The organism is Bradyrhizobium sp. LTSP885 (assembly GCF_000938305.1).
Lineage (GTDB): Bacteria > Pseudomonadota > Alphaproteobacteria > Rhizobiales > Xanthobacteraceae > Bradyrhizobium.
Genome location: NZ_JYMT01000006.1, coordinates 196,331 through 208,281 on the forward strand (window position 1 = coordinate 196,331; position 11,951 = coordinate 208,281).

Here is an 11,951-nt window from a genome sequence, read left to right on the forward strand (position 1 = left end):
AAACCTACAATCCATCGAATGCGGATTGCTCAAGCCCCCTTGCTCTTGGAACATCAAACGATCGATCGACGCGGCTTGTCCTAAACGCAGGGCCTGCTTTCGCGGGGCGCGCGCATGCATTCATGATCTCTGCCTGGAAGGCAGGTCTTTCTGTGAGACGCTCGTACCAACGGCTAAGAGCCCTCATCTCGGGCGGATCGATGTCCAGGTTGAACCACCGGTGAGCCAAATGACCAATTGCGATGTCCCCCATCGTAAAGTTCTTACCCGCTACGAATTCGCGTCCGACTAAATGCTCATTTAGCGTCGCCCAAATCGCAACGGCTGCTTGCCGTGCTTCTTTTAACTGGACGGCGTCCCGTCGCTGCTCGGGAGAGCGCACAAGACCAGCGGCCAGGTTCGTCATGTGAGGCTGGACCAGAAGTGGCCAATCCATCCAACGGTCGGCGTCGGCCCGTGCGCGACATTCATCAGGCCATAGCGTTCCCATGGCATACTTCGCCGCGACATAACGCACGATCGCGTTGGACTCCCAGACCACGTATCCGTCATCGTCGTGAAAAACGGGTACGAGGCCATTGGGATTCAACTCGAGAAACCAACGCTCCTTCGTCTGACCGAACCTTCCACCGACCTCCCATACGTGAAAGGGAAGGTCGAGCTCGCGGAGACACCAAATAACCTTGATGACGTTTCCAGAGCTTCGGCGCCCCCAGACCTGAATCACGAGAACGATCCTTATTTGAGCGATACTATCGCTTCCACAACCGCAGCCGAGCCTCTAGGAAGCATGCTCACTCCAGCGGTGGTTCGGGAATGCACGCCACTCTCTCCGAACACGGCAACAAACAGGTCGGACGCGCCGTTAACGGCCTGCGGAATTTCTTTGAATCCGTCCGCCACCTGCACAAAGCCCGTGACCTTTATAATCTGAGCAACTCGGTCCAGATTACCGCCACACGCGACCCGCAACTGAGCCAGCAAATTGAGGGCGCAAAGCTTGGTGGCTTCCTTCGCTTGGTCCAAATTGAATTCTCGTCCCACAGATCCCAGGAAACGCGCCTCGCCGTTCCAAACTGTGGATTGCCCCGACAGGAAAACGAGCGGACCCGCAATCACGTAGGGCGCGATATTGCCGGTCGGCGCACTTGGCTTAGGCAACTCCAATTTCAACTGCTCGATGCGCTTCTCTGCGGATTCACTCATCAAAATCTTCCTTCTCGCCTTCCCACATGATTGACGATCGCGAAACTTCGCGGCGCCACAAAAAAATACATTCCGTCGACGGCTACTTTTTTTCGAGCCGTCCGTCCCAAACAGAGCCTGGTACAAGGACAAAGCCCTCGAACAACTTGCGGCACGTTCGATCGACCGCCACGCCGATTGGCCTCACTTGGCCGTCGGAATCCCGCTCGGTCTCCACATCCGCCTCGATAACCCCACTTACGTGCTCTATGACCACGTGACTGGAGCGCGAGCCAGGCCGCAGGACATCATCGAAAATGGTCCCGGGGACAACGCAAGCTGACGACGTGCAAATGGTCTGTGTAACGCCGTGCGCTGAGTGGAGCGTGTGCGGCAAGAAATTGCGCGCCGTGACCGTGCCGTTATCCCTTCGGGGTGGCGCAATAAGTGTCGGCAACGGAAGTAATGCCTTCATGGGCTCAAGACCCATTCGCCGGCCGGCCTCTAGCCTAATTGCCTCGATACGCGCCAGGAGATCGTTGTTACCGTCAAGCTCAGGCTTCGTCTCATAACCCGTCACGCCCAGCGACGCGGCGGGCATGAAAACCATGGCATGCCCGACGTCCATCATGGTCACGGGAACACCATCGATGTCCTCGCGCGGGCGCCCGGTCGGAAACATCGCTCCCGCACTGCCGCCTATGATATTTCTGAACATGAGACCGACCGGCGCAGCCGAACCGTTGACGCCATCGATCGATGCGGTCCCCTCGTATTCGACAATGCCATTCGGTGTTTGGACGATCGCTTCGACTAACGCTCCAGTGTTCACATTGTGAATGCGAACCCGCGTCGTCGGATGCGCCGCTTTAACCAGGCCACGCTCCACGGCAAACGGCCCTACACCGGTTAGAATGTTTCCGCAGTTCGGAGTCGTATCGACAACAGCTTCCGTTATCCCGACCTGAGCGAATAAGTAGTCGACGTCCGCACCTGGATGCTTCGAAGGGCTGACTATTGCGACTTTACTGGTGAGATGTTCGGCGCCGCCGATTCCATCGATCTGGCGGGCGTGAGGCGAACCCATTGCCGCCAACAAAACCCGATCGCGCAAGCTCCGCTCCGGAGGCAAGTCGCTGGCCACGAAGTACGGGCCTTTCGACGTGCCTCCTCGCATCAGGATGCATGGGATTCTCGTGAGCATACCCACTCCACTCTGGCTTCTCGTCGAGCGAGGGGCCAGCTGCGCTTTCACAAACGGTGTTCCGCAAAATCAAATCAAGACTTTGCGAGAGCACTGAACACCAATTTGGTATTCGGTATACTGCCACACTGTCAAGAGGTCATTGTAAAATATACGATTTTTGAGCTTTATATCGAAAATAATGGAGGATTTATAAGGCGTTGGACTTAACCACGTGACGGATTCGTGTCGGCGATGAACGTTGTTCGCTAGGTCGCGAAGTGCTTATCAGCCTCTGCAAGGATTCAGGAGATGGCGGTGGACCGAGTCGGAAAGCCAGACGGAAACAGGACGAATGGCCAAAGCGGAAGCTCGCCCCTTCGGGGCGAGAGTTGTCACCGCAACAACTGCCCTTACACTGGTACTTCGAATCGGATTCCCGTTGAGACAATGAAAGGGGTAGCCTACCGGAACGCGTGAATACTTCGCGCCACCCTGGTACAGCTCATCAAACTATGTTCGACAGCGCAGATCATATCGAGGGGTCATGAGTTCAAAGGTCACACGCCGCCCCTTGTTCGAACAGATCTATGAGGTTCTATGGGATCGAATTATCTCGGGAGAGATCGCCCCTGGTGATCGCTTGCAGGATATCGAACTAGCCAAGCGGTTTAAGGTGAGTAGAACACCTGCTCGGGAAGCGATGCGCAAGCTGGAGCAGGATGGCGTTCTCGTTCCGGTCGGCGCTGGTTATATGGTCCGCAAAACAGTTCCAGATGACTTGACCAACCTTTATGCTTGCCGTGCCGCACTTGAGGCTCTTGCGGCCGAAGAAACGGCCGGAAGGCTGCCGTCTGCTACGATCGACCAGTTGCGGCGTTCGATAAAGACGGCAGAGGTCCAAATCGACGAAGGGGACTACGCAGGTGCCGCGAAGGAGCACACAACGTTCCATGCCGCCATCCTCAAGTATTGCGGCAATGAGCATCTCGTCCGACTCCTGAGGTCGCTGCAGCGACTGATCCTCTTCCATCGCTCCTCGCTGCTGGTCCAAGCTCAGAAGGGTGACGAGACGCAAGCGTACGCCGATCACCTAAGGAATTCGCAAAAATTTCACAGCGATATTCTCGACGCTCTCAGCACTGGCAACGGCTCCCGGGCGTCCGACCTAATGCAACGGCATCTCCGCCAAACGGCCGAAGATATGACGGCGGTCGTCGATGCCTATGAAGCGCGCGTCGTGAGTGCTCCAAAGCGTAACGCCGCGGCCACCGAGCGTCGGGCGGCAGTGGCAAAAAGACGTCTTCGGACGACATAGCCCTGTAGCGCCCAGTCTCCGCCTTCAACGCTGCGCGACGAGAAACAAACGCCGAAACGGAAACAGTGTCCGACCATCAGATTGCTTGGGGTATACAAGATTCACACGCCCTGCGTACTCCTCGAAGAATTCGCTTCGCTGGTCCGGAGCAAGTGCGTCAAGAAATGGCTTTAGGACGGACCCTCTCGTCCATTCGGCTACGGCGTTGTCACCCTCGAGGACGTGAAGGTACTCGGTCTCCCAAATGTCGAGCTTGCCGACTAGATCATTTAGCCAAGCATAATACGAACTCGGGTCTTCCGTCATAGGCATCGAAGCAACAACCGGCTCCAATGCTTCGCGCCAACTACCACATTCGACCGCTGCCAATATTGCCTGGTGCGACGAAGCCTTCCCATTTCTCGGCATCTGCACGGCAAGTACGCCACCGGCGCGCAATTGTCGAACGAGCCTCGGAAACAAGAGATGATGCTCCGGAAGCCAGTGCAGAGTTGCGTTGGAATAAATGAGGTCAGTTGCTTCTGGGGGAGCCCATTTGGAGATGTCCCCCTCAATCCAAGTAACGTTGCTGATGCTCTTTGCTTTCGCGAGCATTTCCGCGGACGAATCCATTCCGACCACCGTCGCGTTCGGCCATCGTTGGCAAATGATTTGGGTCACGTTACCCGTGCCACAGCCGAGATCCCAGATAGACCTCGGGTCGCTGTGAGGAACGCGCTCCAATAAGTCTAATGCCGGTCGAAGACGTTGATCGCCAAATCGGCCATACTGACCCGGATCCCATTTAGCCATCGCTACCCCAATCGGACCGAAATTGGTCTCTAAAGAAACACTTTGCGGATTTCACACTAAGTCCCAATCTGGACCGGCGCTGCCAATCTTCGCAGGGTCGCGATCACGCTCTGCGAAGTCAAACGACTCGTGCGGGGGTTGAGCGGGTCAGGCACGCCTTCGACAGTCACGCTGAACCGAACGGCATCGGCCTCAACTTCGTAGTGCTGTACATTGCGTTCCAGTGTTGGGTCCGCCCAGATCTCAACTCTGGTTCGTTCCGGACCCATACCCGCCAGGCTGAGCGATGCAATCACATTGGCATTTAGGGGAAAAGCTCTCGCCGCCTCACGAGCATTTCCTTCGAAGACCTTCAACGGATGTGAGAGGCCCTCGATCTCTATGCCATTGTCGCGAATATACGGCGCTCCCGCCAGTCCGCGCGGCGGCTTGCGTTGAACAATACGCACACTGCGAATCTCCCCCTCTGCAGCAGCGACGACTCCGTCGAGTCCCGCAGTCGCCCCCGTGGCTACCAAAAGTCGGCCGCCGGAACGCTTGGCAAATTCAAGGAGGTCGGGATGACTTAAAAGTGCAGTGCTATTGACGGTAATGATCGTCCGTCTTGCTTGAAGCACCGCCCGAGCGATCGCGTCGAACGTCGCTCCCGTCGAACAGTCCACGATGACATCCGACCAATCGATAAGCTCATTCAAGTCGCTCGCGATCTTCGCATTTAGCTTGAGCGAATCAACTTTTTGACCCGCTGCAGTTGGATTTCGGCCGACAACTCCGACAAGCTTGAGACCAGGTACACCAGCGTCCAATCGCTGGGCCACGTCGGCGCCGATAGCGCCGATGCCGACGACTCCAACACGAATGAGTTCGCACGTGATCATGAACGACGACTCTACTCTAGATAATCCAACCAGGAAACTCTAAGTCAATGCGGCTCTCCGGCAGGTATCGACCGAATACCTTTGGCTCCCAGAAAAGGGCTTCCTTCCGGCTCCTTACTCTCGTCAATCGCCTAAGTATGGCCACGCCTCAGGGTACGCTTAAGAACACTCCGCCGTCGACCAACGTTGTTTCATGAGTACCAACTGCGGCTGTCGCCGTTGCGACAGTCGCGTTACTAAATCCTGTTGTTCGTGCCCACTAGTTTCCCCGACGGACAGTGGCTACTGCAGATCCTTCCCGAGCGATCTGATCCCGTCCAAAGCAAAAATACGATCCACCAAAGCCGAAGCTTCAACTTGATCGCAAGTGTAAGGCCATCGTTGACATCCCGCGATGCATTTTTCGCCTCCAACGACTGTTGCGCCTGACGAGGAGTTTCAGTATACCGTATTCTGAATCTTGCGCTACAAATTTGTAACAAAGGATTGATTTCCTTGGCCCGAAGAACGAAGGCGTGACAAATTGAGCATTCAAAATAGCGCCGAAAAGACCCTCTACGGGGGCGTGAACGCCGCCGTCGCGACGCCGATGATGAAGGATTTTTCGATCGATCTCGAACGCATGGCGAACCATTGCAATTGGCTCTTGCGCAACGGTTGCGACGGGTTGGGCATCCTTGGCACGACCGGCGAGGCTAATTCCCTCGGAATCGCGGAACGAATATATGTCATGGAAGGACTAGTCGAGCGCGGCATCCCGGCGGAGCGCCTATTGCCCGGCGTCGGCACCACGGCGTTAACTGATACGGTCAAACTCGCTTCGAAGGCGAGAGACCTCGGTTGTCGAGGGGTCTTAGCTCTGCCGCCCTTTTTCTACAAAAATCCAAGCGATGACGGTCTCTTCCGATATTTCAGCGAAGTCATCGAACGAATTGGCGCTCCACCATCTATCTACCTTTACCACTTTCCACAGCAATCGATGGTACCAATCAGCGTCGACCTGATCCGGCGTCTGCTTAAGGCCTATCCGGGTGTGGTGAAAGGCGTCAAAGACAGCAGTAGCGATTTTGCAAATACGTCGGAATACGTTCACCAATTTGCAGAACAAGGTTTCGAAGTTTATTGCGGCGACGATAGTCATCTTCATAGTCTGCTTAGCATCGGAGGGGCTGGCTGCATCACTGCCGCTTCTAACGTGACCTGCAAACTCAACGCAGAGGTATACGCCAACCGGGCTAATCCCGCCGGCGAGGCGGCTCAAACAGCACTTAGCGCCCTGCGAAAGGTGATTACTTCCGTGCCGTTGATTCCCGGACTGAAGTCCCTGTTGGCGCACCAATATAACGATCCGGACTGGACCAATATTAGGCCTCCGCACCTTAAGCTTTCTCAGGCCGTTGAAGCACCATTTTTTAGTGAGTTCGATAAATGTACTTCAAACCAAGGTAAGACGCCGTCGCACTAAAATGGATCGTGGGGTGACAACCATGATACCGACATTCAGTGATGGTGGCCATTTGACGGATTCGACGCTTAGCCCATGATGCCCGGTGGCTGCGGTGTCCGTCGATCGATGGAAACTCAACACATCCGGAAACGGTCATTTCCGTGATTTGTCCACTTGAAACGCCCAATCAAGTGCTGCGGCGATTTCGCCGATCAACGTGGTCGCCTCAGGGACAACCTTTCCCATAGTGATGAAGCCATGGATCTGGCCACCAAAGCGGCGCGACCTGACGCGCACACCGGCCGCCAGAAGCCGCTTGAGATATGCCTCACCCTCATCATGCAGCGGGTCGAAGCCAGCGGTTGCGACGAAGGCAGGAGCAACCCCTTTGAGGTCGGGCGTAAGTAGCGGCGAAACCCGCCAATCCCGACGATCCCTTTCGTCGCGAAGGTATTGTTTCTGAAACCAGCGCAGCCGATCGCGGGTCAGCGGCGGCTGATCGGCAAGCGTGGCCCACGAAGCATGTTCCGTGGAAAAATCGGTCGCAGGGTACGCAAGCACCTGGAGAGAAAGCCGCGGCCCTCCGGCATCTCGGGCCATCAGCGCAAGGGTCGCCGCAATATTGCCGCCGGCGCTGTCGCCGCCCACCGCTATCCGCGTTGTATCCAGCTTGAGGCTCGCGCCCTGGCTCGCCACAAACGTGAGCGCCGACCAGCCGTCGTCGATGGCGGCGGGAAAACGGTGTTCGGGCGCAAGGCGATAATCGACCGCGATCACCGCGCAGCGCGCGACCGTCGCGATGGAGCGGCAAACGACGTCGTGCGTATCGAGGTCGCCTGATACCCAACCACCGGAATGGAAAAACAAAAATACCGGGAGGTCAGCGTCGAGGTCGGTCCCGGCACCGCGATACAGCCGCAACGGGATATGGCCGGCCAGGCCGGGCGCCTTGAGATCGTCGACGAACGCGACCGCGGGCGGTTCTGGCGAAAGTGCCCGGCGTGAATTACGAAAATTCTCCCGCGCTTCGGCCGGCGTCAACGTGGCCTCGGAAACGGCCTTGGCCTTGCGCGCCGCTTCGACGATGCGTCGGGCGCTGGGATCGATGATGTCGTTCATGAGTCTCACTCTCACTGCTGATGGGGTCGTGGAGGGGATCGACGCGGCAAACGTCGTCATCGCGGCACATCGAGGAGAGGCATGTCAGCGAGAGGCAAATCCACATCGGCACGTCCGTCGGAAGAAAACTCCAGCCTGTCCTTGCTGCTTTGTGCCGAGGTATCGAGCACTGACACCAGCCAGCACACGGCAAAAGCCAACGGCATGGTAAAGACGGTCGGCGGATCATACGGAAAGACCGCGACGGCATTCCCAAGCACCTTGATCCATATCGCAGGCCCAAGGATCGTGAGCACCAACGAACCGCCGAGGCCCACGATCCCACCCGCGATCGCGCCGCGGGTCGTCAGTCCGCGCCAATACATCACCAGCAGCAATACGGGAAAGTTCGCGCTGGCGGCGATGCCGAAAGCGAGGCCGACCATATAAGCGATATTCTGCTGCTCGAATCCGATGCCCAGCGCGACGGCAACAACGCCGATAGCGACCGTCGCGACACGCGAGACGAACATCTCGCGATTGTCGTCAGTCTTGCCGAGCCGGAAGACATTCGCATAGAGATCATGCGACACGGACGTCGCGGCCGAAAGCGTCAGTCCGGCCACGACCGCAAGAATGGTCGCAAATCCTACCGCGGAAATCAGCCCGAGCAGCCCTTCCCCACCCACGGCATGCGCGAGATGGAGAACAACCATATTGCCGCCCCCGATCACCGCACCGCTGCTGCCGACGTATGAGGGATCGCCCGAAATCAACGCGATCGCACCATAGCCCAGCACGATCGCGACAAGAGCGAAGGCGCTGACGAACAATGTCGCCCAGAACACCGAGCGGCGCGCTGCGGCGCCATCCTTCACGGTGAAGAAACGCATGAGGACATGGGGCAGCCCGGCGGTTCCGAACATCAGGGCCAGTCCAAGGGAAAGCCCTGATACGGGATCCTTCACCATGGCGACCGGCGCCAGAATCGCGCTTCCCCTGGAATCGACAGACACAGCCTTGCCCAACAGGGCGCCGAAATCGAAGCCGAATTGCGCAAGCGTCAGGAAGCTCACGATGCAGGCACTGCCCAGCAGCAGCACCGCCTTGGTGATCTGCACCCAGGTCGTCGCGACCATCCCGCCGAAGGTGACGTAGAGGATCATCAGGGCGCCGACGATGACAACCGCGAGGGTATAATCCAGGCCGAAAAGCAGCCGGATCAATTGGCCAGCGCCGACCATTTGCGCCAGCAGATAGACGGTCACGACGATCAACGTCGAACACGCAGCAAATATCCGGGCCGGCCGTCTCGAAAGCCGATAAGCTACGACGTCGGCGAAAGTATATTTACCGAGATTGCGCAAACGCTCCGCCACCAGAAAGACGACGATCGGCCAACCCACCACGAATCCCAGGGCATAGACGACGCCGTCGAAACCCGTCGTGTAGATGAAGGCCGTCAATCCCAGCAGCGCCGAGGCGGACAAATAGTCGCCGGCAAGAGCCAGCCCGTTTTGAAGCGGCGTGATGGTGCCGCCGGCGGAGTAGAAATCACTCGTGGAGCGCGTACGGCGGGCGGCCCAATAGGTGATGCCCAGTGAAAGAAGCAGGATGGCGAAGAACAAGAGCTTGGCGGTATCGTTTGCTGGCGCTCCCTGGGCGGCATGGGCGCTCCCGGCATCCGAGAGAAACGCCGCTCCGGCAGTGAAAACTATGATCAGCCCCTGCAATGTGCTGGTCCTTAAAACGTAATATCCGGTCAAGCCCGCGCATGCGACAATGATGACAATCGCGAACACCATCGCCAGACTGACGGCCCCTTTGGCAAACAGAGGCGTCGCCAGAAGTTGCGGTTCGGCGATACCGGCGAGCAGGAAGCAAAAATAAAGTCCGCAGACGACCGCCGATAGTTGCCAGCCGAGGCGCACCTTGGAATTCCCGGTCTTGCTTTCGTTGTGCATGAATCCCCCGTCGTCACTAAATTTCAAGCGAACTGCCAGCTGTATCCGCTACCGCGGCGACGAATCCGCCCCGCGGAGTTTTCGGGAAAGTGAGAACTGAAAAGCAGAGCGTCGTTGTCGGCCGCGAATTGGAGCGCCCACATGCGTGATTTTTGCGCGTCTTCCGGTGAGGCACAGAAGACCGAGCTCCACGCCGGCTGATAGACCTGTATCGGATGATGCATCACGTCGCCGGCGAAGAACGCAGTCTCGCCACGCGAGGACATGCTGACGGACCAATGATCGATGCTGTGACCGGGCGTGGGATGCAGCACGAGGTTGTCGATGAATGCCGACTGCCCTGGATCAACGAGCCTGGCTTGTCCGGCCGCAACGACCGGCTCTACGCTGTCCTCGAAGAAGCCTCGGGGATCGGCGCCGGACTGCGATAGCACGTTAAGCGCTTCGTACTCGATCCCTGAGAAGACGTATTGAGCGTTGCGAAAGGTCGGCACCCACCGCCCCTCGACAAGTTGCGTATTCCAGCCGACGTGGTCGGTGTGAAGGTGCGTCAGCAGAACGAAGTCGATGTCGTCAGATGAAGCACCCGCCTCCTGAAGACGAGCCAGGAACGGCGTCCTCAACTGATGGAACATAGGACTCGGGCGGAGTTTGTCGTTGCCGATACCGGTATCGACCAGAATCGTGTGCCTGGCCGACCTGACCAGCCAAGCATGGGTGCTGAGGATCACGCGCCGACCGGCCTCATCGAGAGAGCCCGGCATCAGCGAATTCAGGTGCTCTTGAACCTGTTCGGCATCCCAGCGAGGCAATAGAGCCTGCGGCGCGAACCCCGACAGTACCGTCTCGGGAATGCGAGAGATCGTGAGATCTCCAACCTGGAATGTCTGCACCGTCGTCGGATCGTTCATGACAGCCTTGCTCAATTTATACTTTACAGTACAGTCTAATTTTGGCGATGGCAATAGGTATTTCTTTGCAGCAGATCAATGAAACCAGGCTATCCGGGCTGATAGTTGAGCTAGAACGGCATCTCGTCAAACTCACAGGGATGCCCGAAAGCTCGAACCGCTATATACTTGATCGTAAAGTCAATTTAAACCCCGACGCGGAACGGAATGGCACGTGAAGGCAAGCACCGTATCGTCCGCACGACGCGCCCGTCGTCCGTCAGGTAAGTCGTCCGCTGATGCAATTCTCATCGGCGCAAAGCGGCTTTTCTTGGCGGAAGGCTATGATGGCGTAAATCTGGAGCGTATCGCGGAGGCCGCCGGCGTCTCCCGTCAAACGGTTTACAATCAGTTTGGAAGCAAAGAAGCCGTCTTTCGTTCCATGATCGAATTTCACTGGGCGAGCATCAACAGGGACGATATCTTTTCTAATCTGCACAAGGCCCGCGTCCTGGAGAATCCAAAGGCTATCTTAAATCGCTTTGCGGATGCGATTTTCCGATTCGTCTCTGACACCGATCAGATCGCTTTTACGCGTCTCGTCATTTCGGAATCCAGAAGGCTTCCATGGATCGGGCAGGAGTTTTACCGTCTTGGCAAACAGCCCCTCCTCCGGGCCTTCGTCGTATGTATCGAGAAGATGATCGAGGATCGACAATTATCGTGCCAGAATCCTGAACTCGCGGCCCATCAGTTCCTAGGGCTGATCCAGGAATTTATCATTTGGCCAAGGGTCATGGCGATCGGGCCTGCGATCCTCGAAATACCGCCGGATAAAGTAGTTATCGAAGAAGCAATCCGAATGTTCCTCGGCCGGTATAGGGTCGACCGGGATATCACACCTTTCAGGCCGTAGTGAGCTCCACTAAGCGAACTTCCATCGCATTAGACGCGTCTCTGTTGCTATTAGAGATCGATCGGAGAAACTCCGAAGGTTCCGGCAAGCCATATCAAGTTTGTTGATGCCATTGCGCATTGGGCATGCGCGTTTACGCGATGTTCGCCCTTGGGGAGCCTAGAGCGATGGGCCGCAAAGAGCTGTCCGCATCCCGGCCGTAGCAGCAAGCGACGCCACGGCAGTGGTATCATTGACCAGTTCTCTGTCTTTCTGCTCGGCACGACAAACTCGGGCTGGT

The 11,951-nt window shown here is 57.1% G+C and carries 11 protein-coding genes; 3 read left to right on the top strand and 8 right to left on the bottom strand.

Going from position 1 to position 11,951, the window contains the following annotated elements:
* Nucleotides 1-4: 4 nt before the first annotated feature.
* The 3 genes from UP09_RS05615 to UP09_RS05625 all read right to left on the bottom strand — a co-directional run bounded on the left by UP09_RS05615 (nt 5) and on the right by UP09_RS05625 (nt 2,389).
* On the bottom strand, nt 5-727 hold the full coding sequence (locus UP09_RS05615; RefSeq protein ID WP_063840130.1) for a glutathione S-transferase family protein: 723 nt from the start codon (nt 725-727) through the stop codon (nt 5-7).
* Between the two features lie 11 nt (nt 728-738).
* The gene (locus UP09_RS05620; RefSeq protein WP_044537046.1) at nt 739-1,206 is read right to left on the bottom strand and encodes a RidA family protein; all 468 of its coding nucleotides are present in this window, start codon (nt 1,204-1,206) and stop codon (nt 739-741) included.
* Nucleotides 1,207-1,288: 82 nt separating this feature from the next.
* Nucleotides 1,289-2,389, bottom strand: coding sequence for a 4-oxalomesaconate tautomerase (locus UP09_RS05625; protein WP_044537047.1), 1,101 nt, complete (start codon nt 2,387-2,389; stop codon nt 1,289-1,291).
* Nucleotides 2,390-2,915: 526 nt separating this feature from the next.
* Between UP09_RS05625 and UP09_RS05630 the strand changes: the two genes are divergently transcribed.
* Nucleotides 2,916-3,686: a GntR family transcriptional regulator gene (locus tag UP09_RS05630; protein ID WP_044537048.1), complete on the top strand. Its 771-nt coding sequence runs from the start codon at nt 2,916-2,918 to the stop codon at nt 3,684-3,686.
* A 24-nt stretch (nt 3,687-3,710) separates the two neighbouring features.
* On the opposite strand, the gene UP09_RS05635 is transcribed toward UP09_RS05630, so the two are convergent.
* Nucleotides 3,711-4,478 carry a methyltransferase domain-containing protein gene (locus UP09_RS05635; RefSeq protein ID WP_044537049.1) on the bottom strand — a complete coding sequence of 256 codons (768 nt, stop codon included), beginning with the start codon at nt 4,476-4,478 and terminating at the stop codon, nt 3,711-3,713.
* 56 nt (nt 4,479-4,534) lie between these two features.
* Nucleotides 4,535-5,356, bottom strand: a complete 822-nt coding sequence (locus tag UP09_RS05640) for an aspartate dehydrogenase (RefSeq protein ID WP_044537050.1) — start codon at nt 5,354-5,356, stop codon at nt 4,535-4,537.
* 523 nt (nt 5,357-5,879) lie between these two features.
* On the opposite strand from UP09_RS05640, the gene UP09_RS36765 reads away from it, so the two are divergent.
* Entirely contained in the window at nt 5,880-6,821 is a 942-nt protein-coding gene (locus UP09_RS36765) for a dihydrodipicolinate synthase family protein (RefSeq protein WP_082069989.1), read from the top strand.
* 135 nt (nt 6,822-6,956) lie between these two features.
* Here UP09_RS36765 and UP09_RS05650 read toward each other — a convergent pair whose 3' ends face one another.
* From UP09_RS05650 to UP09_RS05660, 3 genes are read right to left on the bottom strand one after another with little or no spacing between them, the layout of a single operon-like run.
* A complete protein-coding gene (locus tag UP09_RS05650; protein WP_044537052.1) occupies nt 6,957-7,922 on the bottom strand; it encodes an alpha/beta hydrolase in 966 nt (321 codons plus the stop codon).
* A 56-nt stretch (nt 7,923-7,978) separates the two neighbouring features.
* On the bottom strand, nt 7,979-9,892 hold the full coding sequence (gene actP, locus UP09_RS05655; RefSeq protein ID WP_245301760.1) for a cation/acetate symporter ActP: 1,914 nt from the start codon (nt 9,890-9,892) through the stop codon (nt 7,979-7,981).
* Nucleotides 9,889-10,776 carry an MBL fold metallo-hydrolase gene (locus UP09_RS05660; RefSeq protein WP_044537131.1) on the bottom strand — a complete coding sequence of 296 codons (888 nt, stop codon included), beginning with the start codon at nt 10,774-10,776 and terminating at the stop codon, nt 9,889-9,891. The genes actP and UP09_RS05660 overlap by 4 nt, the downstream gene beginning before the upstream one ends.
* Nucleotides 10,777-10,990: 214 nt before the next feature.
* Between UP09_RS05660 and UP09_RS05665 the strand changes: the two genes are divergently transcribed.
* Nucleotides 10,991-11,671, top strand: a complete 681-nt coding sequence (locus UP09_RS05665; protein ID WP_044537053.1) for a TetR/AcrR family transcriptional regulator — start codon at nt 10,991-10,993, stop codon at nt 11,669-11,671.
* Nucleotides 11,672-11,951 lie beyond the last annotated feature (280 nt).

Excerpts from the sequence above, each read along its gene's own strand:
- UP09_RS05640 (WP_044537050.1), bottom strand. The coding sequence starts at position 5,356 with ATGATCACGTGCGAACTCATTCGTGTTGGAGTCGTCGGCATCGGCGCT.
- UP09_RS05630 (WP_044537048.1), top strand. The coding sequence starts at position 2,916 with ATGAGTTCAAAGGTCACACGCCGCCCCTTGTTCGAACAGATCTATGAG.
- UP09_RS05635 (WP_044537049.1), bottom strand. The coding sequence starts at position 4,478 with ATGGCTAAATGGGATCCGGGTCAGTATGGCCGATTTGGCGATCAACGT.
- UP09_RS05660 (WP_044537131.1), bottom strand. The coding sequence starts at position 10,776 with ATGAACGATCCGACGACGGTGCAGACATTCCAGGTTGGAGATCTCACG.
- UP09_RS05620 (WP_044537046.1), bottom strand. The coding sequence starts at position 1,206 with ATGAGTGAATCCGCAGAGAAGCGCATCGAGCAGTTGAAATTGGAGTTG.
- UP09_RS05625 (WP_044537047.1), bottom strand. The coding sequence starts at position 2,389 with ATGCTCACGAGAATCCCATGCATCCTGATGCGAGGAGGCACGTCGAAA.
- UP09_RS05650 (WP_044537052.1), bottom strand. The coding sequence starts at position 7,922 with ATGAACGACATCATCGATCCCAGCGCCCGACGCATCGTCGAAGCGGCG.